21 protein-coding genes and 4 pseudogenes are annotated in these 21392 nt (G+C 55.4%); 16 read left to right on the plus strand and 9 right to left on the minus strand.

The genetic code is table 11. The features are described from left to right. Positions 1-67 precede the first annotated feature (67 nt). The 7 genes and pseudogenes from T260_RS1000000140925 to T260_RS0119605 form a co-directional block, all read left to right on the plus strand. Positions 68-1009: pseudogene (locus tag T260_RS1000000140925) on the plus strand (chorismate-binding protein); the annotation flags it as partial. A gap of 31 nt (positions 1010-1040) precedes the next feature. Then, positions 1041-1610 (plus strand): annotated as a pseudogene (locus T260_RS1000000140930) (isochorismate synthase); the annotation flags it as partial. Continuing rightward, positions 1603-3336, plus strand: a complete 1734-nt coding sequence (gene menD, locus T260_RS135460; protein ID WP_014196609.1) for a 2-succinyl-5-enolpyruvyl-6-hydroxy-3-cyclohexene-1-carboxylic-acid synthase — start codon at positions 1603-1605, stop codon at positions 3334-3336. The pseudogene T260_RS1000000140930 and the gene menD, both read left to right, overlap by 8 nt. 11 nt (positions 3337-3347) lie before the next feature. Then, complete coding sequence (menH, locus tag T260_RS135455; protein ID WP_023633418.1) at positions 3348-4160, plus strand: 2-succinyl-6-hydroxy-2,4-cyclohexadiene-1-carboxylate synthase; 813 nt, start codon at positions 3348-3350, stop codon at positions 4158-4160. After that, a complete protein-coding gene (gene menB / locus T260_RS135450; protein WP_011232345.1) occupies positions 4161-4979 on the plus strand; it encodes a 1,4-dihydroxy-2-naphthoyl-CoA synthase in 819 nt (272 codons plus the stop codon). A 115-nt stretch (positions 4980-5094) separates the two neighbouring features. Beyond that, positions 5095-6309 (plus strand): annotated as a pseudogene (locus T260_RS0119600) (o-succinylbenzoate--CoA ligase); the annotation flags it as partial. A 40-nt stretch (positions 6310-6349) separates the two neighbouring features. Continuing rightward, positions 6350-6715: pseudogene (locus T260_RS0119605) on the plus strand (AMP-binding enzyme); the annotation flags it as partial. A 306-nt stretch (positions 6716-7021) separates the two neighbouring features. Here the strand turns inward: T260_RS0119605 and T260_RS135445 are convergent. Next, positions 7022-7219: a hypothetical protein gene (locus T260_RS135445; RefSeq protein ID WP_011232343.1), complete on the minus strand. Its 198-nt coding sequence runs from the start codon at positions 7217-7219 to the stop codon at positions 7022-7024. A 65-nt stretch (positions 7220-7284) separates the two neighbouring features. Then, a complete protein-coding gene (locus tag T260_RS1000000138500) occupies positions 7285-7446 on the minus strand; it encodes a DUF1540 domain-containing protein (RefSeq protein ID WP_011232342.1) in 162 nt (53 codons plus the stop codon). Between the two features lie 328 nt (positions 7447-7774). Here T260_RS1000000138500 and T260_RS135440 point away from each other — a divergent pair, with 328 nt between their 5' ends. The 4 genes from T260_RS135440 to T260_RS135425 all read left to right on the plus strand — a co-directional run bounded on the left by T260_RS135440 (position 7775) and on the right by T260_RS135425 (position 12854). Further along, positions 7775-8065, plus strand: a complete 291-nt coding sequence (locus tag T260_RS135440; RefSeq protein WP_011232341.1) for a DUF2325 domain-containing protein — start codon at positions 7775-7777, stop codon at positions 8063-8065. A gap of 18 nt (positions 8066-8083) precedes the next feature. Next, positions 8084-8572, plus strand: a complete 489-nt coding sequence (locus tag T260_RS135435) for a hypothetical protein (RefSeq protein WP_023633419.1) — start codon at positions 8084-8086, stop codon at positions 8570-8572. A gap of 148 nt (positions 8573-8720) precedes the next feature. After that, complete coding sequence (locus tag T260_RS135430) at positions 8721-10799, plus strand: hypothetical protein (protein WP_011232339.1); 2079 nt, start codon at positions 8721-8723, stop codon at positions 10797-10799. 96 nt (positions 10800-10895) lie between these two features. Then, positions 10896-12854 (plus strand): beta-propeller fold lactonase family protein, encoded by a 1959-nt coding sequence (locus tag T260_RS135425; protein WP_031212221.1) that lies wholly within the window; start codon positions 10896-10898, stop codon positions 12852-12854. Positions 12855-13070: 216 nt separating this feature from the next. On the opposite strand, the gene T260_RS135420 is transcribed toward T260_RS135425, so the two are convergent. The 3 genes from T260_RS135420 to yidD form a co-directional block, all read right to left on the minus strand. After that, positions 13071-14054, minus strand: coding sequence for a metal ABC transporter substrate-binding protein (locus T260_RS135420; RefSeq protein WP_023633421.1), 984 nt, complete (start codon positions 14052-14054; stop codon positions 13071-13073). A gap of 79 nt (positions 14055-14133) precedes the next feature. Further along, the gene (locus T260_RS135415) at positions 14134-15318 is read right to left on the minus strand and encodes a GTP-binding protein (protein ID WP_023633422.1); all 1185 of its coding nucleotides are present in this window, start codon (positions 15316-15318) and stop codon (positions 14134-14136) included. An 87-nt stretch (positions 15319-15405) separates the two neighbouring features. After that, a complete protein-coding gene (gene yidD / locus T260_RS135410) occupies positions 15406-15651 on the minus strand; it encodes a membrane protein insertion efficiency factor YidD (protein ID WP_023633423.1) in 246 nt (81 codons plus the stop codon). Between the two features lie 215 nt (positions 15652-15866). Between yidD and T260_RS135405 the strand changes: the two genes are divergently transcribed. After that, positions 15867-16343 carry an S-ribosylhomocysteine lyase gene (locus T260_RS135405; RefSeq protein ID WP_023633424.1) on the plus strand — a complete coding sequence of 159 codons (477 nt, stop codon included), beginning with the start codon at positions 15867-15869 and terminating at the stop codon, positions 16341-16343. A 22-nt stretch (positions 16344-16365) separates the two neighbouring features. Here T260_RS135405 and ytzI read toward each other — a convergent pair whose 3' ends face one another. Continuing rightward, on the minus strand, positions 16366-16527 hold the full coding sequence (gene ytzI / locus T260_RS1000000138505; RefSeq protein WP_014196601.1) for a YtzI protein: 162 nt from the start codon (positions 16525-16527) through the stop codon (positions 16366-16368). 151 nt (positions 16528-16678) lie between these two features. Between ytzI and T260_RS135400 the strand changes: the two genes are divergently transcribed. The 4 genes from T260_RS135400 to ytkD all read left to right on the plus strand — a co-directional run bounded on the left by T260_RS135400 (position 16679) and on the right by ytkD (position 18588). Then, positions 16679-17119 carry a Dps family protein gene (locus tag T260_RS135400; protein WP_014196600.1) on the plus strand — a complete coding sequence of 147 codons (441 nt, stop codon included), beginning with the start codon at positions 16679-16681 and terminating at the stop codon, positions 17117-17119. A gap of 153 nt (positions 17120-17272) precedes the next feature. After that, complete coding sequence (locus T260_RS135395; protein WP_014196599.1) at positions 17273-17668, plus strand: phage holin family protein; 396 nt, start codon at positions 17273-17275, stop codon at positions 17666-17668. A 61-nt stretch (positions 17669-17729) separates the two neighbouring features. Then, complete coding sequence (locus T260_RS135390; protein ID WP_011232331.1) at positions 17730-18062, plus strand: hypothetical protein; 333 nt, start codon at positions 17730-17732, stop codon at positions 18060-18062. 58 nt (positions 18063-18120) lie between these two features. Beyond that, positions 18121-18588: an RNA deprotection pyrophosphohydrolase gene (ytkD, locus tag T260_RS135385; RefSeq protein ID WP_011232330.1), complete on the plus strand. Its 468-nt coding sequence runs from the start codon at positions 18121-18123 to the stop codon at positions 18586-18588. Positions 18589-18706: 118 nt separating this feature from the next. Here the strand turns inward: ytkD and T260_RS135380 are convergent, their stop codons facing one another. From T260_RS135380 to T260_RS135370, 3 genes are read right to left on the minus strand one after another with little or no spacing between them, the layout of a single operon-like run. Further along, positions 18707-19516 (minus strand): ABC transporter permease, encoded by an 810-nt coding sequence (locus tag T260_RS135380; RefSeq protein WP_011232329.1) that lies wholly within the window; start codon positions 19514-19516, stop codon positions 18707-18709. Then, positions 19500-20291 carry an ABC transporter ATP-binding protein gene (locus tag T260_RS135375; RefSeq protein WP_021322710.1) on the minus strand — a complete coding sequence of 264 codons (792 nt, stop codon included), beginning with the start codon at positions 20289-20291 and terminating at the stop codon, positions 19500-19502. The genes T260_RS135380 and T260_RS135375 overlap by 17 nt, the downstream gene beginning before the upstream one ends. Before the next feature lie 18 nt (positions 20292-20309). Then, positions 20310-21314, minus strand: coding sequence for an ABC transporter substrate-binding protein (locus tag T260_RS135370; protein ID WP_011232327.1), 1005 nt, complete (start codon positions 21312-21314; stop codon positions 20310-20312). Positions 21315-21392 lie beyond the last annotated feature (78 nt).

Raw genomic sequence — 21392 nt, forward strand, 5'->3', positions numbered from 1 at the left:
TTTCCTATTATATTATAATGGGAAGTGGGGATGGAGGGGGAATTTTACGACAGAAAGCGTGAGGAACGTGGCGATTGGATTTCGACATCACCTGCAGCAACAATTGCATAGATTGGCGGTGAATGCAGGGCGGCCGTTTGTCAGCTGGGCGGAACCGTGGGAGGGCGTTGATCCGGTTTCTTTTTTTATGCAAGGGCCGTCATGCGGCTTCCGCGAACGGTTTTTTTGGGCGGATCGAACCGGAGGCACGATATTGGTCGGCCTCGGCTCCGTTTATGCGATCGAAACGGAGAAGGCCGACAGCCGGTTTGATGACGTGGAAGCGGGCCGGCGCCGATGGAAGAAGGAGATGGAGCCATACGGCGCGGCCGATGCGCCGCCGTTATTGTTTGGCGGATTTTCGTTTGACCCCTATCGGCCGGGCACCGACATGTGGCGCGGCTTTCCGGCCGGGAAGCTCGTGGCGCCGGCCGCGCTTCTTGCCGTAAGAAACGGCAAAACGACGTTGACCGTCACCGTCCCAACGGACAAAAGAGGACGGGACTGGGAGCGGGTCGGGCGCTTGCTTGAGCGGATCAGCGACCCCATGGCCGCTCCAAAGCGGCTTCCGCGCCTTGTGTCAGACGAAGAAGAAGAGAAAGAACGATGGTTGGCGGCTGTTCGCGAAGCGATCGCCTCGATTCGGGCGGGGGCGTTGGACAAGGTGGTGCTCGCCCGCGCTCGGCGCCTGGCGTTTGCCAAAACGGTGGATGCCGCGGCCGTACTCCAGCGGCTTCGCGAGCAGCAGCCGTTTGCTTACATTTTTGCGTTTGAACAGGACGGCCGCTGTTTTATCGGGGCTTCCCCTGAGCAGCTTGTCCAAAAAGAAGGGAAAATGTGCCGGTCGGTTTGCCTCGCCGGATCGGTGCGCCGCGGGGCCGATATGGAGGAAGACGAGCGGCTTGGCGCTTGGCTGCGGGCAGATCGAAAAAACAACGAAGAACATCAGTTTGTTGTGCAAATGATCGGCCGCTTGTTTTCTNTTTTCGGCAGAATTTTAAATGTGCCGGTCGGTTTGCCTCGCCGGATCGGTGCGCCGCGGGGCCGATATGGAGGAAGACGAGCGGCTTGGCGCTTGGCTGCGGGCAGATCGAAAAAACAACGAAGAACATCAGTTTGTTGTGCAAATGATCGGCCGCTTGTTTTCTTCCGTCTGCGAGACGGTCGAGATGCCGCCCGCACCGCAGCTGCTCAAGCTGCCGCACATCCAGCATTTATGCACTCCGGTTGTCGGCCGTGGCTGCCGCGAGCGCTCGGTGCTCCGCTTAGTGGAAATGATGCATCCGACACCCGCGCTCGGCGGAACGCCGCGCGATCGAGCGCTGGAGGTGATCCGCGCCCTTGAGCCGCTTGACCGCGGATGGTATGCAGCGCCGATCGGCTGGGTGGATGGCGAAGGCAATGGGGAATGGGCGGTCGCCATTCGCTCCGCCTTGCTCGCCGGGAAGGAAGCCATGCTGTTTGCCGGCTGCGGCATTGTCGCCGATTCCGACCCAAACAGCGAATATGAAGAGACAAATGTGAAAATGGCCCCGATGTTATCGGCGTTGGGAGTGATGAACGATGGCTGATGCCTTGTCTGTTTATGCAGCGGCATTGGTGGACGGATTGGCGCAGGCCGGGGTGACGGAGGCGGTGATCAGCCCCGGTTCGCGCTCGACGCCGCTTGCGATGGCGATGGCGGCCCACCCTGGCCTTCGACTATATATGAATATCGATGAGCGGTCGGCCGCGTTTTTCGCCCTCGGCTTGGCGAAAGCGAAGCAGCGTCCGGTCGCGCTCGTATGCACGTCCGGAACGGCGGCGGCCAACTATGGGCCCGCGGTTGTCGAGGCATACTATTCGCGCGTGCCGCTCGTGGTGCTGACGGCCGACCGGCCGCATGAACTGCGCGATGTCGGGGCGCCGCAGGCGATTGATCAGCTGCACTTATACGGACGCTACGCCAAGTGGTTTGTGGACTTGGCGCTGCCGGAAGAGGCGGATGATATGCTGCGATACGCGCGGACGATGGCGGCAAGAGCCGTCCAAACGGCCGCCGGTGCACCGTGCGGGCCTGTGCATGTGAACGCGCCGTTTCGCGAGCCGCTTGTCCCGCATATCGATGAGGCGGTTTGGGAGCGGGTGCGGTCTGTTTCGAGAGCGCCGCAAGTGTGGCACGGCCGCCCAGCGCTGCCGCAAGAAAGCGTATCGGCGCTGTATGAGCAGCTGTCGGCGGCGGAACGCGGGTTGATCGTCTGCGGGCCGCTCGATCGCCCTGGGTTTGCCGAGGCGGTCACCGAGTTGGCGCGGGCGCTTGATTTTCCGATTTTGGCCGATCCGCTTTCCCAGTTGCGCGCCGGTACGCATGACAAAACGTACGTGCTGGACAGCTATGATGCCATATTGCGGGAGGAAACCGCCGCTTCCAAGCTTGTGCCGGATGTGGTGCTTCGGTTCGGCGCCATGCCGGTGTCGAAGCCGCTCTTTTTATGGCTCAAGCGCCATCGCGCGATTCGTCAAATTGTTGTCGACGACGGCGGCTGGCGCGATCCAACGTTGTCCGCGGACAGCTTCGTTCAGAGTGATGAACTGATTCTTTGCCGCCAGCTTCTTGAATGGGCGAAACCGAAAGAAAACAAAAGCGCGTGGTCGGCGATATGGCTAGAGATGAACGCGATCGCCCGCGCGGCGCTTGAGCGCCATCTGCCAAAAGAAGAATGGTTTGAAGGGAAAGTGTTTACGGAGCTTGCCGATTTGCTTCCAGCCGGGGCGGCGCTGTTTGTCGGCAACAGCATGCCGATTCGCGATGCGGATACGTTTCTCTTTGCGACGGACAAGCCGCTTCGCGTTTTGGCCAACCGCGGCGCCAACGGCATTGACGGAGTCGTCTCGAGCGCCTTGGGCGCAAGCGTTGCCGCGAACCCGCTTGTGCTGGTGATCGGCGACTTGTCGTTTTACCACGATGTAAATGGCTTGTTGGCGGCGAAGATGCATTCGTTGTCAGCTACCATTGTGTTGTTGAACAACAACGGCGGCGGCATTTTCTCGTTTTTGCCGCAGGCGCGCCATAAAGGGGCGTTTGAAACGCTGTTTGGCACGCCGACGGATTTGTCGTTTGCCCACGCCGTCGAGATGTACGGCGGCCGCCATACGGTGCCGCACAATTGGGCGGAGTTCCGCCGCCATGTATCGGAATCGCTGTCGTCAGGCGGGCTTCATGTCATTGAAGTGCGCACGTCGCGCGCGGAAAATGTCCGAATGCATCGATTGTTGTGGAACGAGGTTGCTCGGGAAATCGCGAAATGTCTCGAATGAAGAGGATTGGCATGACCATGATGGTGAATGGGGTTTGTTACCATGTGGAACAATACGGAGAAGGAGAGCCGCTTCTGTTGCTTCACGGGTTTACGGGCAGCGCGGACACGTGGCGGCCGCTCGCCCCGTTTTGGCCGGACTTCCGTGTGATGGCCGTCGACTTGTTGGGCCATGGGCGGACCGAGGCGCCAAAGGACGCCCGACGGTATCGGATCGAACACGAGGCGGCTGACTTGGCGGCGCTCCTTGACGAATGGGGCGTCGAACAAGTGAACGTGCTCGGCTACTCGATGGGCGGCCGGCTCGCGTTGGCGTTCGCCGTTTGGCATCCGCGCCGCGTTCGCCGCTTAGTGCTGGAAAGCAGTTCGCCCGGCTTGGAGACAGAGGAGGAGCGGCGCGCGCGGCGGGAAGCGGATGAGGCGTTGGCGCGAAAGATCGAAACGGAAGGCGTCCGTGCTTTTGTCGATGATTGGGAAAAAATCCCGCTGTTTGCCACTCAGCAGACGCTCCCGGATCCGGTGCGAGCGGCGATTCGCCGCGAGCGGCTCCGCCATACGGCAACGGGGCTTGCCAACAGTTTGCGCGGGATGGGGACCGGCGTGCAGCCGTCGTTTTGGGAACGGCTTGGCGAACTTGCCATGCCTGTGCTCCTTGTTTGCGGGGAGCGCGATGAGAAGTTTTGCCGCATCGCCGCCCAAATGCACGAGCGGCTGCCCAACAGCGAACTTATCTGTGTAAAAGGAGCCGGACATGCAATTCACGTGGAACAGCCCGGCATTTTTGCTAAAATAGTAAGTGAATTCATGACAAAGGGGGAAGTGTAAATGCCGTTTGAATGGGTGAAGCAGTACGACTATGAGGATATTATTTACGAAACGTACAACGGCATCGCCAAAATTACGATCAACCGTCCGGAAGTACATAACGCGTTTCGGCCGAAAACGGTGAACGAGATGATCGATGCGTTTACGAAAGCGCGCGATGATTCGAATATCGGCGTCATCATTTTGACCGGCGCCGGCGGCAAGGCGTTTTGCTCGGGCGGGGACCAAAAAGTGCGCGGCCATGGCGGCTATGTCGGCGAGGATGAAATTCCGCGCCTCAATGTGCTTGATTTGCAGCGGCTCATCCGCGTCATTCCGAAGCCGGTCATTGCGATGGTCGCCGGCTATGCCATCGGCGGTGGGCATGTGCTTCATGTCGTATGCGATTTGACGATCGCCGCGGACAACGCCATCTTCGGCCAAACCGGGCCGAAAGTGGGAAGCTTTGACGGCGGCTATGGCGCCGGTTATTTGGCCCGCATCGTCGGCCATAAAAAGGCGCGGGAAATTTGGTATTTATGCCGTCAGTACACGGCGCAAGAAGCGCTCGAAATGGGGCTGGTCAACAAAGTCGTGCCGCTTGAGCAGCTTGAAGAAGAAACGGTCAAATGGGCGCAAGAAATTTTGGAAAAAAGCCCGACGGCCATTCGCTTCTTAAAAGCGGCGTTCAACGCCGACTCCGACGGCTTGGCCGGCATCCAACAGCTCGCCGGCGACGCGACGCTTCTCTTCTACACGACCGAAGAGGCGAAGGAAGGAATGCGGGCGTTCAAAGAAAAACGGAAGCCGGACTTCAGCCAATTCCCGCGCTTCCCGTGATGAGAACGAAGAAGCAGCTTGATGGCGCGTCAAGCTGCTTTTTGTCGCTTTTCCGAAGGGAGGAATCCTTTCGCTGGCCGTCGGCGGAGGAGGGGGCAAGAAAGGAGGACGCTAGATGACAACGATGCCAAACTGGCTGAAGCAGCGGGCGTTTTTAACCCCGGAGCGAATCGCCGTGAGCGACGGGCGGCGGACAAAAACGTTTGCCGAATTGTATGAAGCGGCTGCCGTCTGGGCGCGGCGCCTCGCTCAAGCAGGCGTCAAGGAAGGAGATATTGTCGCCTTGCTGATGAAAAATCGCATCGAGATGATCGAGATCATCCATGCGTTGTTTTTTCTCGGCGCCCGCGTCCTGCTGCAAAACGTGCGCCTTACGTCCTATGAGCTTGGCTGGCAGCTTGATGACAGCGGCGCGCGGCTTGCCATCGCCGATGAGGAGCTAGCCGGGAGCCTTGACGGCGATGGACGCGTTCTGACTGTGGGCGCGGTTGCCGCGCTTCCGGAAGTGGACGTCTCCTTAAAAGAAACGTGCGATTTGGAGGAAGTCGCCACGATCATGTATACGTCCGGGACGACCGGCACTCCGAAAGGCGTCTTGCAAACGTACGGCAACCATTGGTGGAGCGCGGTCGGTTCGGCGCTCAATTTAGGCTTGCATGAGCGCGACTGCTGGCTGGCCGCCGTGCCGCTGTTTCATATCAGCGGCCTGTCGATCGCCATGCGCAGCGTCATTTATGGCATGCCGATGCGGCTGCAAACGTCATTCGACCCAAAGGAAGCGAACGAATGGATCATGCGCGGCGACGTGACGATCATGTCGGTCGTGGCTGCCATGCTTCAGCGGATGGTGGCCGAGCTCGGGGAAGCGCGCTACCCCGATACGTTCCGCTGCATGCTGCTGGGGGGCGGGCCGGCGCCGCGCCCGCTGCTTGAGGCATGCAAAGAAAAGGGCATCCCGGTGTACCAGACATACGGGATGACGGAAACGGCGTCGCAAATCGCAACACTCGCGCCGGAATACAGTTTGACGAAGCTCGGTTCGGCCGGCAAGCCGCTTTTTCCGGCGGAGCTTTGCATCCTAAAAGACGGAAAGCCGGCTGCGCCGCATGAAGCGGGGGAAATTGTCGTCAAAGGGCCGAATGTGACAAAAGGATATTGGCAACGCCCGGAAGCGACGGCGCAAGCGATCCGCGGCGGCTGGTTTTTTACCGGCGATATCGGCTATCTTGATGAAGACGGATTTTTGTACGTCCTTGACCGCCGTTCTGACTTGATCATTTCCGGCGGCGAAAACGTCTATCCCGCTGAGGTGGAGGCGGTGCTGCTGTCGCATCCCGATGTTTTTCGGCGGAGTTTTTCACTTCCGTCNCTATCTTGATGAAGACGGATTTTTGTACGTCCTTGACCGCCGTTCTGACTTGATCATTTCCGGCGGCGAAAACGTCTATCCCGCTGAGGTGGAGGCGGTGCTGCTGTCGCATCCCGATGTGGAAGAAGCCGGGGTGACGGGCGTCGAGAATGAAACGTGGGGGCAAGTGCCGTATGCGTTCGTCCGCCTGAAACGCGGAGCGTCGCCAGACGAAGCGGCCCTTCGCGCGTTTTGCCGCGAGCGGCTGGCGAAATATAAAGTGCCGGCCCGCATTTACTTCGTCGACGAACTGCCGCGCAACGCCGCGCAAAAACTGCTGCGACGCGAACTGAAAAGGCTCATTCCAAAAACGGAACAAACCTTTTGATAGGAGTAGAAACACCTGTTCGGAAGCAGAAAAGGCAGGGCCTCGCCTAAGTCGAGGTTCCTGCCTTTTTGCCGCTGCCATTCCCGCGGCGTTCCGACCGGGAGGCATGGCGTTCGCCGAATCGAAGCCCTTGCTTTTAGACCGCTGCGATCCAGCTTCATCCGTCCGCTTTGTCCCCTGTTGGAGGACGGCAGTCAAACGTCATTCCTTGCACGGCCGATTTCCATCGCGCAGATGGAAACATAGGGATGGCCATCCAACGTCGTTTTTTGCTCCACCTGGCGTTTGTTCCGAAATGGACGGCCCTCAAACGTCATCCATCCACCCGAGTTCAGCGGCCCGATGGGCGATGAGCCGTTCAATCTCAGGTGGGAGCTGATCAAACGAACCGAACTCATAATCCCACAAACGGGCGAAGGAGTCGATGCAAGCTGGGTATGTTCCTAAAGCGGCCCGCTTCATTTCCGTTTGCAGCGCTTGAATGAGGCTAGCGCGTTTGTCCATCGTCATCCCCCTCGAACGATGCAAGCGCCGCCCGGTCGGCCGGGCAGCGCCTCGTTGGTCTCGCATCATGCTTTATGGGCCGGAACAAACGTTTTGCAGTCTGTTTCCGTTGAATCAGACGCCATTTTTCCTGCATGGCTGACCACGTAAATGGCTTCAGCGCTGCAGCGATTCCCTTCTGCCCAATAACGGCAGTTGTGCACTTCGCAAAGAACATCTTTCGCCATGGTCATCCCCCTTGTCGTGATGAAATCGCCCGCCTCTATAGTTTGACGCATTTGCAGGCATTTTATCCATCTCTAACCGAGAAGACTCCCGCTTCCATGATCAACGGAAGCAGGGGTAATCGGCGGCTTCCATCATGGTTGTTCTCCCACGCCGCCCCAAATATAAAAGAAGGACTTCGCGCAGAAATGGCGTTTCCTTCTTTACCATCGTTGAAGCGGGGGCTCATCGCCCCAAAAAATGATGAAAATATCTCTTGTTATAATTGACATAGAAAATCATTCTCAATTAAAATAAAAAAGAAAGAAGCGAGCAAAGGAGGCTTTCGTGATGGCATCACTGCTTGTTGTCGGAGCCGATCATTTAGGCCATATTACCGATAAATTGGAGCGTTCCGGATTCCGGGAAATCATTCATCTCAATGGACGAAAAGTGAATATGGTGAGACGTGACATTCCGGAGCATGTCGACGCCATATTGGTCATGATCGATTACGTGAACCATAATTTGGCGAAGAAAGTGAAAGAGAAGGCGAAAAGCAAAGACAAGCCTATTTATTTTGCGAAACGGTCATGGAGCTCGATAAACGCTGTATTGGAGCAGCTGGAAAAACATGCATGAACAAACAGGAGGCGAGCCATGGTGCCTATCCATCACGAGACGTTGGATGTCTGGCCGTATGCGCTGCGCCGGTTTCTTCGCCGCGTCATTCAAGCGTATTGCGACACCGCTCCTTCGCTGCGGTCGCCGCTTTGCTTGTTTCGGTTGATTGATCAGCACCGTTCGCTCCTTCCTTTGTCGATGTTTCCGACGCCGTTGCATTACGGACTTGTGCTGGCCAAGGTGACGGATCATTTGCTGCAGTTTTTCGGTTCGATGGAAGAGGCGGCATGCAAGCCGCTGCTGCTGGCGGACGGCGGATTGGGCGAAGAAGCGGATCGGGAGTTGTACATCGTTTACCGCGACCGGGTTCGCGTGTTGCTGTGGTGTGAGGAAGAGGAAGCCATTCGGCGATGCAAAGAAACGGCGTCGTCCTTATGCCGCAAAACAATCGGACGTTGTCCGAACGAACTGGAATGCTGCTTTTTATGGACGGGCGGACGCCGCATTGAGTGGATTCCGGCTTAAGGGAAGGAGAAAAGAGGCATGAAAAGCGTCTTTCTCGGGTGGAATGTGATGGAACGGATTCCGGCTTGAATGAAGGGGATCGCCGGCGTATAATGAAATAGGTTGAAAATGAAAATCGTTATTTTTAAATAAAATGGGGGAGCAAGTCATGAAACGCATGCCTTGGAAAGTCATGGCCACGTCGGCGGCGGCCTCGCTGCTTTTGGCGTCCGGCTGTTCCGCCGTCGGGGAGAAAGAGAACGGCCGTTCAGCGGAAGCGCCGCGCCTGCACGTGCCGGTGGCGGACGATCATTTTGATACGGCCGGCAATATGTTTGCCTATTCCGAATTTGAGCTGTCCGGAGAGCCGTTGGCGGAAGGGCTCGGGCTTGATTTGGACACCCTTGACGCGAGAAAGCCGGATGAGCCGACGAAATTTGACTATACGGCCGGCATCGAGTCATACGAGTATTCCGAAGAAGCCATGTATGAGGTGACGGAAAAGTCAGGGCTCGGGCTCCATCTCATAAACGGCCCGATCGCCAAGCAACGGGCCGAACAGCGGCATAAGCCAGCCGATGAAGCACTCGCCGACCGTTTTTATGAGCTTGCGGACAGCGTCGGCTATCCGCGCGAGGAAATTTTCCGCAACATGTTCCCGACCTTCATCGAGTACGCCGGCGGCGATCCGCATTATGCGCAAAAGGTTGACACGGACGTGTACGCGGAAAATGACGACGGTACATACGTTCCCGTCTATCAAGTCGATTTCCAATCGCTTCGCTGGGATCGCGGAAAAATGGACAAAGTGCTCACGCCATCGGCTTACGGCGGTGTCTTTTTGAAGCAAGCGCTTTGGGCCGGCGACTTTTTGGGCAATTTTCATCAAAAAGACAGCGATGAAGAGGTGGAGGCGAAAACGCCAAACGACGATCAAAGCGGGAACGTCGCTCTTGGCGTCAGCTCCGCCGACGGGATGCAAGGGATGATTTTGACGGAACAAATATGGAACAAGCTGGCTTTTATCCGTGACCATTTATTTTATGATGCGAAGCAGCAGGCGTTGACGAAGGCAGCCGGCAGCCGTTACGACCCAAGCGGAGGATTCGTCTATTTGCCGCACGCGGTGGAAGTGGCTGAAAGGGGAAGCGAGCTGGCGCCGGATGCCGCGAAGTTGGTCGTCAAAGATCCCCGCAGCTTGCTTGAGGACCAATGGCTCATGCTATGGCCGGCGGCGGAGTTTTTCGGCATGACCGACCAGCGGCCGGAAAACAAAAATCAAAACCCCGCGTTTTTGGCCGTGTTTGACGGAAAACCGTTCCCGAAAGCGGCAAAAGAAAATGTGGATGCCGATCCAGCCAACGACCGTGTGGCCGACGACCCGTATTCCGTCAACCGCGACGTGCTGCTGCAAGTGTTCCGCAACATCGATGCCATGCATTTCAATGAAAAAGCGGGCGCGTTTGTGACAGAACATGACGGGCGAACGCAAGGAAATCGGGTCGATACGTTCCAAGCCGGCTATACAATGGAAGCGCTCCGCATCTTCGAACGGGCGATTGACGGGATGCCGGTCGGCTATGCGAGCGGAGAGAGCGCCAAAGGGCTTGGCACGCCGGAAGGAAAGCGGGCGCTTGAGCTCATCCGCCGGCAAGCGGATTTTATCATGCACAACTTGATGCGAAAAGACGGGCTTGTCGCCAACGGCTATACGATCGGCCAAGGGCCGGATCAAGACGAGCCGACGCTTCTTGCCCAGCTTGGTGCGATCCGCGGGCTGACGGCGGCGTTTTTGGCGACGAAAGACGAAGCGTACCGCGATGCGGCGCGCCTTGTTTATGAGGCGATGGACCGCCATTTTTGGGATCAAAAATGGCACGTGTACCATACGGGAGAAACAGAGGACAAGTACACCCCGTGGCTCGCCGGCGCGTTGTCGGGGGTGTTCCGCGTGGCGCTGCAAAACTTGAACAACGACCAAGCGGATGAGACGGCGAAATCCCTTGACCGCGAAACGATCATCTCCCGCTACGTCGACTTTTACGACCGGATCGTCGATGGCCCGACGCTTCAGGAAGGGATGCAGGCAAGCGAGTTTTGGGATACGGGAGATGTCTACATCAAAGGGAAAAAATTGGGCAACACTGACCGCGACCATGTGCCGCAAGTGCAGGCGGCCGGCGGCCCATACGGCGTGGCGCCGGTGTTGCGGACGGTCAAGGTCAATGTTGGATCCGGCAACAAATAACAGAAAGAAAGTGGCGAATACGATTGAGATTCGCCGCTTTTCTTTGTAAAATTGAGGATGGTTATCATTTTCGTGAAAAAACGGGGGAATATTGAAATGCGAAAATGGTGGTTCGCCGCGGCGATCGCCGCGCTGTTGGCCGGCTGTCAGGACGAAAAGGCATGGCATGAGCAGCCGAAAGTGGTCAGACACGCCCCGGCGCACGGCGACAACATCGCCGTAAGCAGCGACGGGCGCTATGTCTACACCGCCAACATCGATGTGGATACAGTGACAATCATCAACGCGAAAACCAAAACGAAGGAAGCGGAAATTCCCGTCGGCCGCGAACCGCGCCAGCTGGCGCTCAGCCCGGATGGACGGACGCTGTATGTTTCCTGCATGTACGATGATGAAGTGGACGTCGTATCGCTTGACAAGCGGACAGTCGTCGACCGTTGGAAAACGGGGATCGAGCCGTTCGGCATCGTCACCAGTCCAGATGGGGAGGAAGTATATGTCGCCAACTACCGCTCGGGCACGGTCTCGGTGTTTGACGCTGAGAGCGGGAAGCGGACCAAAGACATCCAAGCGGGCGATCGGCCGCGGGCGCTGGCGCTGACAGCGGACGGAAGGAAGCTGTACGTGACGCAATATTTGGCGGCTAAAGTCACCGTGATTGACACAAAGAAACGGCGGGCGGTCAAGGAAATCGCCCTCGCCCCGTCGCCGGACAAAGCCGATCGAAAAAAGAGCCAAGGCATTCCGAACACGCTTGAGCAAATCGTCATCGCCCCGGACGGCAAAAAAGCGTATATTCCGCACTTATTGACGAACATCGATACGCCGATCCAATTTGAGGAAACGGTGTTTCCGGCCATCTCGGTCATTGATGTGACGAACGACGTTGAGTTGCCGGACGAGCGGAAAGAGCTGTTTGCCGCGATCAATGTCACTGATGTTCATAACGAGACGATCATCGTCTCCAATCCGTACGATGTGACGTTTTCCCCGGACGGCGGCAAAGCGTACGCGGTCATGTCTGGAAGCGAGGACCTCGTCGTCTTTGACTTGCGCCGCGGCGGCAAGGCGACGCAAATTTTGCGACGCATCCACGGCAACAATCCGCGCGGGATCGCGATTTCGCCGGATGGGAAGACGCTTTACGTCCACAACGCCATGAGCCATGATTTGGCCGTGATCAAAACCGGAGGAAAAAGCCCATATGCGAAAGCGAAGCAGGAGAGCGGCACGATCCGCCTCATTGCGAAAGATTCGCTCTCCCCGCTCGTGCGTGAAGGAAAAACGATCTTTTACAGCGCCAACAGCGACGAGTTTGCCATCAACATTACAGGAAACAATTGGATGAGCTGCGCTTCGTGCCATAGCGACGGCGACATCAACGGCTTGACGCTCATGACGGCGAAAGGGCCGCGCAACGTGCCGAGCAATATTTTGGCGACGAAAACCGGGCTGTTTATGTGGGATGGTTCGCGCGACGATTTTACCGACTACATTCATACGGTGCAAGGCGAGATGGGCGGCATGACGGCGATCGACCCGTCCAAGCCGCTGCCGCCGAAAGTCCAGCATATGTTTGACGCCATTCTCGCCTACTTGAACGACCCGCGTTCGTTCCCCGTGCCGAAAAGCCCGTATCGAAAGGCGGACGGCAGCTTGACGGCGGAAGCGAAGGAAGGGGAGCGCCTGTTTAACGGGAAAGGGAATTGCTTAAGCTGCCATGGGGGCGAGTATTTCACCGACAGCGTCAAGGCGGTCGGGCCGGACGGGAAATTGACGACTGCCAATACCGCCTACTTGCACGATATCGGCACGGCCAATCCGAAGGACCGCGCCTCCAAAGGCGACGCCCGCGCCCGGTTCACAAACCCGCGGACGCCCAAACAGTGGGATACGCCGACGCTGCGCGGCGTATGGGCGACAGCCCCGTATTTGCATGACGGCAGCGCGAAAACGATCGAGGAAGCAATCCGGCGCCATCGGACGAAAGAAGTGCAAACATTGACGCCGGGAGAAATTGCGGCCATTGCGGCCTATGTCCGCTCGCTGCAATAGTGAGAGTGATGGGTGAGGAAAAGGGTGCTTTTCTTTCTGCAGGGCAGAAGATCGCACGTCATAAAGGAAGGTGTCCCACGCTCGTTGGGGACACCTTTTTCCTTGTTATTTTGGCCGTACATAGCGCTTATCGTGCATAAACAAACGCCAGAAATAGACGAAGCCGGGAAACAAAATGAGAAAGCCCACGAATCGAAAGAGACAGGCGGTTGTATTTTAATAAAGGGCTTTTTGCAGCACGCGGAGATTCTCGGCCATAAGAGCAAAGTAATCTTTGTGGGCTTTTCGATCTTCATCGGTCAGCGATTCCAAGTTATGCAGACGGAGCGGCTTGGCGCCGATTTCGTTCTGAATCACTTCCGCCGTTTTGGGATGAACATTTTGTTCGAAAATGACATAGCGGATGTGATGCTGTTTGGCTGTCTGGATGAGCTGAGTCAGCTCTTTTTGCGATGGTTCGTTGCTCGGAGAAAGCCCGGAAACGCTCAGCTGTTTGATTCCGTAGCGGTCTTCCCAATATCCGTAGGCTTGATGGGAAACGAGCATCTCTTTTCTGGGAGCTTTCTCCACTGTTGAACGGAATTGCCCGTCAAGGCGCTCGAGTTTCATCTTTAACGTTTCAAAGTTTTGCATAAACAGGTCTTTTTTGTCAGGTTTCAGTTCAATCAGCAAATCGCGGATGTTCTCGGCGATCGCAATGGATCGGATGGGGTCAAGCCATACGTGAGGATCTTTGTCTCCGTGTTCATGGCCATGTTCTTCCTCATGTCCCTCTCCGTGTTCGTCTTTGTGCCCTTCGCCATGCGCATGCTCCTGTTCATGGTTCGATTCAAGCAATTCGATGCCGTTTGTGGCAACGAGAAATCGGACGTGCTCATTTTGTAATGTTTCCTGCAGTTTTTCGGCGAACGGTTCCATCCCGTGGCCAATGTAAATGAAGGCGTCCGCATCGGCAATCTGCTGCACGGTTCTGGTTGTCGGTTCGAACGTATGGGCTTCCACTCCCGGCGGGTAAACACTTTTGACGTTCACAGCGTCGCCGCCGATTTTTTTCGTAAAGTCTTCAAGCGGATAGACGGTTGTATAAATCGTTAGCTGATCGTTCGATGTTTGGCCCTCTTTTGCCTCTGGCTTCGATTGACAGCCGTATAGCAAGGCGCTCGTCGCCAAAAGGAAAGACAAAATGATGGATGCTCTCATGTTGAACTCCTTTCTGGAATAAAGATGTCCGCATTTATTATATCGTAATCATTACGATTTGAAAATGAAGGATCACCGTTTAGGCCGAAGGAATCAATGAAGGAAACGGATTGGGAAACAGCGTCCAATCTTCCTTCATCTCCTCATCGGTCAGCAAACATTGATCTAACGAGCGTGCGATGTCATCCGCATTCATGTCAATACCGATTAACACGAGTTCGGTCAAGCGATCGCCGTAGGTCTCATCCCACTTTTCCCGCCATGCTTCCTCTTCTTGCAACAGCTGTTTTATGTCCTCTTCTGGATAGGAAGCCATCCATCGTCCCGCTGCTTGGATGGAGATTGATGTTCCTGCTTGCGATAGGAGAACGCACATGTCATTCCAGGAGGCAAGCCAAATAAATCCTTTCGCGCGAACCACTTCTGTGGGCCAGTTTTCAAGCCAATTCATCAAACGTTCCGGATGAAACGGCCGTTTTCTTCGATAAACAAAGGAAGAGATGCCGTATTGTTCAGTCTCGGGTGTGTGCTCTTCATTCAGCTCTTTGATCCAGCCGGCTGATTGGCTCGCTTTTTCAAAATCAAATAAGTGGGTGTTTAAAATGGAATCAAGCGGCACTTGGCCGAAAGTTGCCGGGATGATGACGGCTTCCGGATTCAGCTTTTGGAGCACTTTTTGCAGTTTTTGAACTTCCTCCGGCGAAACAAGATCGATTTTATTCACGACAATGACATTGGCGAATTCGATTTGTTCAATGAGCAAATCCGCAATTTCGCGGCTGTCCGTTTCATCGACGGCCTGTTGACGGTCAAGCAAGGTTTCGCCCGAGGAAAAGTCCGTCCAAAAACGGTTGGCGTCGACCATCGTCACCATCGTGTCTAAACGGCATTTTTTCGACAAGTCGATTCCCAGCTCTTCGTCTAAATAAGTAAAGGTTTGAGCGACGGGAATCGGCTCACTAATTCCGGAAGATTCAATGACAATATAGTCGATCTCCCCGTTTTCAACGAGCTGGTCGACGGCTTTGATTAAATCCTCTCTCAAAGTGCAGCAAATACAGCCGTTTTGGATTTGCACAAGCTTTTCCTCGGTGCGGAAAAAGTCGTTTTGCCGAATCAGCTCGGCATCCACATTGATTTCGCTCATGTCGTTGACAATGACGGCAATTTTTTTCCCTTCGCGATTGTGCAAAATATGATGAAGCAAAGTCGTTTTCCCTGATCCTAAGTAACCGCTTAATACAGTGACAGGGATTTTTTTCATCTGCTGCGCCTCCTTTTTTGAAAATAGTAATCATTACGATTTAACAAGATTGATCATACAAAAAAATGAAGCAAATGGCAAGGGCGATCAAGTGATTTTGTTTCTTTTCAGGTGTTGGGATGGTTCAGGAACGGGATCAAAACCGCCCGGATGGAACGGGTGGCACTTCAAAATGCGCTTGACCGTCAGCCATCCCCCTTTGAGCGCGCCAAAGCGCCGGATCGCTTCGATGCCGTAGTTCGAGCAGGTCGGATAAAAGCGGCATGTCGGCGGCTTGAGCGGAGAAAGGAAGCGTTGATAAAAGCGGATGCACCAAATCAGCCATTGGCCCATGTGGAGTTCTCCTTTCTGTGATCATCATGATTACAATAGAACAAACCGTTCTTTTGTTCAAGAAAAACGACTGTCGTTCGCTCGGAATGGGGGCGCCGACCCAGCCTTGCTTTTTGGGCATAGACGCCAAGCCGAACGAGAGGCAAAAAAGATGCGGGACGTTCCTCGTTTTGGTTATGATAAAAAAGAGAATAAATAACCTAGGAGTGATTGACATGCCTTCACCGGTGGAAAGCTTTGAATTGGACCATTGCGCGGTCAAAGCGCCGTACGTTCGGCATTGCGGCGTTCACAAAGTCGGCAGCGACGGCGTCGTCAATAAGTTTGACATTCGCTTTTGCCAGCCGAACAAAGAAGCGATGGACCCGGCCGCGATTCATACGCTCGAACATTTGTTGGCGTATACGCTGCGCCGACATGCGGCGAAATATGATCATTTCGACATTATCGACATCTCGCCGATGGGCTGCCAAACTGGGTTTTATCTTGTCGTGAGCGGCTCGCCGACCGTGGACGAGATCATTGATTTGTTGGAAGAAGCCATGAAGGACGCGCTCGACGCGACGGAAGTGCCAGCCGCGACCGAGCGGCAATGCGGCCAAGCGAAGCTGCATGACCTAGAGGCGGCCAAACAGCTGATGCGCTTTTGGCTTTCGCAAGAGAAAGAAGAGTTGAAAAAGGTGTTTGGTTGATGAACAAGCCGGCCCCGCGCCGCTACTGCGGCTGCTTCGGGCCGGCTTGTTGTTCGCTGCCGCGCTCGTTTGGAAGCGGATCGACCGTATGTTTGTACGTGTACGCTTTGGAAGTCGTGATGACCGCCAACGCGAGAACGACAGCGGCGATGATGAGGCAAACAACCAACGTCCAGTACATCATGACGCCCACCTTTTTCTTTTTATTATACCATATTCCGCAGGTCGGGCGTTCATATTTTCGGCGGAATCGGGGGAAGCTATCCATCGGTGCGTTTCCCATGTTTCATCAACAAGCCAGCTGGGTATAGAGAACCATGAGGAGGAGTGAGACGATGGCAACTCGACTGATCGATCTTGTCAACAAGCAAATCGCCAACTGGACTGTTTTGTATGTGAAGCTGCACAACTACCATTGGTATGTCACCGGGCCGCAGTTTTTCACGCTGCATGAAAAATTCGAAGAGCTGTACAACGAAGCCGCGACCCACATTGACGCCCTGGCCGAGCGGCTGCTGGCGTTGGGCGGCAAGCCCGTGGCGACGATGAAAGACTGCCTCGAGCAGGCGTCCGTCAAAGAAGCGGCCGGGACGGAAACGGCCGAACAAATGGTGGCTTCGATTGTCCGTGACTTTGAAACGATGATCGGCGAATTGAAAGAAGGCATGCAGCTGGCGGATGAAGTGAACGATGAAACGACGGGGGATATGCTGCTTGGCATTCATCGCAGCTTGGAAAAACACGTCTGGATGTTGAAATCGTTCTTAGGACGATAAGAATGAGGAGGCTGTCCTCAGGCCGGGGGACGGCCTTTTGCTTTGTCCTTTCTTTGTCGAAAAAGGGCGATTTTTTAGGGAATGCGCCGCGCCGCGTTCTCCCCTCCGGGCATACGATAGTTACGCGTATCCTATGTTCAAGGAGGGGGGAGCGTGAACAAGCCGATCCCGATGGTTGCCGTGTCGCTGTTCGGTTCGTTTCTGTCGATGTTTGTCGGCAGCGTGGACTCATTTGTCGTGATTTTGCTTGCTTTGGTCATTGTCGACTACCTTACCGGCATTGCCGCCAGCGCGGTCGAAGGCAAGCTGTCAAGTCAAGTCGGCTTTCGCGGCATCATCCGCAAACTGTTGATTTTCGTTCTGGTGGCAGCATCGCATCTCGTCGATTTGGCCATTGGATGGAACATGCATGTAATCCGCGATGCGATCATTTTTTTCTATATCGCCAATGAGTTTATCTCGATTGTGGAAAACGCCGGCCGGGCGGGCGTTCCGATCCCGTCCGTGCTGCGCAAGGCGATCGAGCTGTTGAAAGATGAAATAAAATAAGCATATTTTTCCCCGATTGCCCCACACTAAGCAAAAAGAGCAAAAGAAGGAGTGGACGAAGGTGGCAGACGAACGAAAAAAGACGTATTACGTCTCGATGGCAACCGGAGAAATCTCGCAGTTGAAAACCGCTTCGCCGTGGGACTTCCAAATTGAAGCAACGGATGAGGAAATCACCCAGCTGCGCGAATATTTTGATCAAAATTATTCGACCGACTGGCAGGCGTTTTGGCGCACCCATGTGCCGTACATCCAATACCATTATGATCGGGAAAACGATGCTTACGACCGGACGTTGACGAAAATTTATGAAATGATTTACCGCCTCGGCAACGAGGAGGCGAAGGAGCATATCCGCTCGCTCGGCATCCTTCCTGACGAAAAAGAAGAGTAAACGCCGCGAGTCGAGCGGCGTTTTTCTGTATAATGGGGAGAGGAAAGGGGAGAGTCCGATGCATGAATTTCGCGATTACTACGGACATCGCGTTCGGCTGGCCTTTGCGGATCATCCGTTTTCCCCCTCCCCCGGGCATGTATGGGTCATTTGCCGCTATGGCGGGCGATGGCTGTTGACGGATCATCCGCGCCGCGGCCTTGAGTTTCCCGGCGGCAAGGTGGAAGAAGGGGAAACAGCGGCGGAAGCCGCGGCCCGCGAAGTGATGGAAGAAACGGGGGGAATCGTCGGCCGGCTTGAATACATCGGCCAATATGAAGTGGAGCCGGATATCGTGAAAAACATGTATTTTGCCGACATCGCTGCGCTCGTCGAGCGGGGGTCGTATTTGGAAACGAACGGCCCGGTGCTGCTTGAGGCGCTGCCGGATGACATCCGCGCCGATCAGCGTTTCAGCTATTTCATGAAAGATGACGTGCTTTCACTGGCGCTTGCCAAGTTGAAACAGCGCGGGCTGATCGATTGAAAAGGGGCGCCGATCGGCGGCGGCTCCCGAAGATGGGCTTCCCAAAAGCGGCGGATGCCGGCTCATTGGGACGACAGGAATGAAACGAGACGCCCGGCAACATTCGGCGGGCGTCCCGCTAGCGGCGGTTTCCCCATTTTTTCTCGATCAAGGCGACAAGCTGATACATAACGGTCGACAGCAAGGCGACGATGAGCAGGCTCATCAACACAAGCGTGAAGTTGAACACTTGGAAGCCGTAAATGATTAAATACCCAAGCCCTTGTTTCGAGACGAGAAACTCGCCGGTGATGACGCCGACCCAAGCGAGGCCGACGTTTACTTTCAACGTCGAAATGATCGCCGGGAACGACGCCGGCAGCACCGCCTCTTGAAAGCATTGGTAGCGGGTGGCGCCGAACGTCCGCAATACTTTCAAATAGTTCGGATCGACCTCTTGGAACGCCGAATAGACGACGATCGTCGTGATGATGATGGAGATGACGACGCCCATGGCGACAATCGACGTAAATCCCGGTCCAAGAGCGACGATCAAAATCGGCCCGAGGGCGACTTTTGGCATGGCGTTGAACACGACCAAATACGGATCAAGCGTCTTCGCCAGACGCGGAAACCACCAAAGAAGCGCGCCAATCAGCGCCCCGCCGGCTGTGCCGATGAAAAATCCAAGCAAGGTCTCAAACAGCGTCGCCCATGTATGGGCGAATAGAGAGTGATCGCTCATTTTTTCGACAAACAGCTTGGCGATGGCGGATGGAGAGCTAAATAGAAGGGGATCGACCCAATGGAAGCGGCTTGCCGCTTCCCAGACGGCGAAAAAGGCGACAAGCAGCACCGTCTGCCAAAGGCGGATGATCCGCTGTTCTTTGCGCAAGACGGTGAGGTATTCTGTGTGCAGCGCTTCAATGCGTTCATTGGGCGGATTCAAGGGCCTCCATCTCCTTCCAAATGGATTGAAAGAGCGCCGGAAACGATGGCTGCTGGCGGGCGGCAAGCGGCGGGCGGCAGCGCAGTTCATTCGGGATGACAAACGTCCGCACAAGGCGGCCGGGGCGCGGCGAAAACAAGAAAATGCGATCGCTCATGGCGATGGCTTCTTCGATGTCATGGGTGACGAGCACCGCTGTTTTTTCGTATTGTTTTAACGTCTTCCAAACGAGTTCTTCCAGTTTCAACTTTGTTTGTTGATCGAGGGCGGAAAACGGTTCATCAAGCAAAAGCAACTTCGGGTCGGTCGCCAACGTGCGCACGAGCGCCGCGCGCTGGCGCATGCCGCCGGACAGCTGGCTCGGGTAATACAACTCGACGCCGGCTAGGCCGATCTCCGACAGCAGAGCGAGCGCTCGTTCTTTCGTGTCAGCGGTCAGCGTGTCGGTGATTTTCAACCCGAGAAGGATGTTTTCTTCGATCGTTTTCCACGGAAACAAATAGTCTTGCTGAAGCATGTAGCCGACCGCGCGCCGCGCCGCCGGCGCGGCCGTTCCGCTCGGCCAAATCGGTTGGCCTTCGATGTGGACCGCCCCTTCCGTCGGCTCAATCAGCCCAGCGATGATCGACAAAAGCGTCGTTTTGCCGCAGCCGCTTGGGCCGAGAAAGGAGACAAATTCTCCTTTCTCGACGGACAGCGACACGTCATCGAGCGCAGTGACAGCGGTCGTTTTCGTCAAATACGTATGCGAAAGGCGGTCGATCGAAAGAAACATGACGTTCACCCGCTTTCGTCAATCGTTCATCGCTTTTTTGGCAAACGACGAATCGACAAGCGTATTCAGGTCGATGCGCTTCGGCAGCTCGCCGGCTTCGGCCATAATGGTTTGCAAGTTGTTCCATTCTTCTTCATCCAAAATCGGATCGGTCGCATAGGTCCCTTGGCTTTTGTAGCGCTCAACCACTTTTTCGATGATGGCCGAGTCCGTGTCCTTAAAGTACGGTTGAATGGCTTTGGCAATTTCAGCTGCGCTGTGCGATTCGACCCATTGCTGCGCTTTGTAGATCGCGCGCGTAAATTTTTCAATCACGTCTTTGTTTTCGTTCATGTAGCTTCGTTTTGCCATATACGACGTGTACGGCACGCGCCCGGATTCGGTGCCGAATGAAGCGACGATATAGCCTTTCCCTTCTTGTTCAAAAATGCTCGCTGTTGGCTCAAACAGCTGGACGAAATCGCCGGTGCCGCTCGCAAAGGCGTTGGCGATATTGGCGAAATCGACGTTTTGAATGAGATGCAAATCGTTGTGCGGGTCAATGCCGTGTTTTTTCAGCACAAACTCGCCGACCATCTGCGGCATGCCGCCTTTCCGTTGGCCGAGGAACGTGCTTCCTTTCAACATCTCCCATGTAAAGTGGCCGATTTTTTTGCGCGAGACGAGAAACGTTCCGTCCGTCTGGGTCAGTTGGGCAAAGTTGATGACCGGGTCGTCCGTTCCTTGGCTGTAGACGTAAATCGACGTTTCCGAGCCGACAAGGGCGATGTCCGCGCCGCCGGAAAGCAGCGTCGTCATCGTTTTGTCGCCGCCCCATGTCGTCGTCAGTTCGACATCCAGCCCCTCTTCTTTAAAGAAGCCTTTTGCCAGGGCGACGTACTGTGGTGCGTAAAAAATCGAGTGCGTCACTTCGGCGAGCCGCACTTTTTGGAGCGGCTTTTCGCTTTGGCCCCCGTCATTCGTGCAGGCGGAAAGCGGCAAAAGCAGCAGAAGCGAGCATAACCATACGGCCCATTTTTTCATGTTCGTTAACCCCCTTGGTTCGCATGCGGTAAACCGTGGTTTCACCTTATCGTATGCACGCAGCCAAAATGTGTGAAT

Source organism: Geobacillus thermopakistaniensis, assembly GCF_000498995.1.
Taxonomy (GTDB): Bacteria; Bacillota; Bacilli; order Bacillales; family Anoxybacillaceae; genus Geobacillus; species Geobacillus thermoleovorans.

What these genes read in the sequence shown, in the direction of transcription:
- T260_RS135415 (WP_023633422.1), bottom strand. Translation starts at nt 15,318, where the DNA reads ATGAAAAAAATCCCTGTCACTGTATTAAGCGGTTACTTAGGATCAGGG.
- ytkD (WP_011232330.1), top strand. Translation starts at nt 18,121, where the DNA reads ATGCATGAATTTCGCGATTACTACGGACATCGCGTTCGGCTGGCCTTT.
- T260_RS135435 (WP_023633419.1), top strand. Translation starts at nt 8,084, where the DNA reads ATGGTGCCTATCCATCACGAGACGTTGGATGTCTGGCCGTATGCGCTG.
- T260_RS135420 (WP_023633421.1), bottom strand. Translation starts at nt 14,054, where the DNA reads ATGAGAGCATCCATCATTTTGTCTTTCCTTTTGGCGACGAGCGCCTTG.
- ytzI (WP_014196601.1), bottom strand. Translation starts at nt 16,527, where the DNA reads ATGATGTACTGGACGTTGGTTGTTTGCCTCATCATCGCCGCTGTCGTT.
- T260_RS135445 (WP_011232343.1), bottom strand. Translation starts at nt 7,219, where the DNA reads ATGGACAAACGCGCTAGCCTCATTCAAGCGCTGCAAACGGAAATGAAG.
- menD (WP_014196609.1), top strand. Translation starts at nt 1,603, where the DNA reads ATGGCTGATGCCTTGTCTGTTTATGCAGCGGCATTGGTGGACGGATTG.
- yidD (WP_023633423.1), bottom strand. Translation starts at nt 15,651, where the DNA reads ATGGGCCAATGGCTGATTTGGTGCATCCGCTTTTATCAACGCTTCCTT.
- menB (WP_011232345.1), top strand. Translation starts at nt 4,161, where the DNA reads ATGCCGTTTGAATGGGTGAAGCAGTACGACTATGAGGATATTATTTAC.
- T260_RS135405 (WP_023633424.1), top strand. Translation starts at nt 15,867, where the DNA reads ATGCCTTCACCGGTGGAAAGCTTTGAATTGGACCATTGCGCGGTCAAA.
- T260_RS135400 (WP_014196600.1), top strand. Translation starts at nt 16,679, where the DNA reads ATGGCAACTCGACTGATCGATCTTGTCAACAAGCAAATCGCCAACTGG.
- T260_RS135375 (WP_021322710.1), bottom strand. Translation starts at nt 20,291, where the DNA reads ATGTTTCTTTCGATCGACCGCCTTTCGCATACGTATTTGACGAAAACG.
- menH (WP_023633418.1), top strand. Translation starts at nt 3,348, where the DNA reads ATGACCATGATGGTGAATGGGGTTTGTTACCATGTGGAACAATACGGA.
- T260_RS1000000138500 (WP_011232342.1), bottom strand. Translation starts at nt 7,446, where the DNA reads ATGGCGAAAGATGTTCTTTGCGAAGTGCACAACTGCCGTTATTGGGCA.
- T260_RS135440 (WP_011232341.1), top strand. Translation starts at nt 7,775, where the DNA reads ATGGCATCACTGCTTGTTGTCGGAGCCGATCATTTAGGCCATATTACC.
- T260_RS135370 (WP_011232327.1), bottom strand. Translation starts at nt 21,314, where the DNA reads ATGAAAAAATGGGCCGTATGGTTATGCTCGCTTCTGCTGCTTTTGCCG.
- T260_RS135430 (WP_011232339.1), top strand. Translation starts at nt 8,721, where the DNA reads ATGAAACGCATGCCTTGGAAAGTCATGGCCACGTCGGCGGCGGCCTCG.
- T260_RS135425 (WP_031212221.1), top strand. Translation starts at nt 10,896, where the DNA reads ATGCGAAAATGGTGGTTCGCCGCGGCGATCGCCGCGCTGTTGGCCGGC.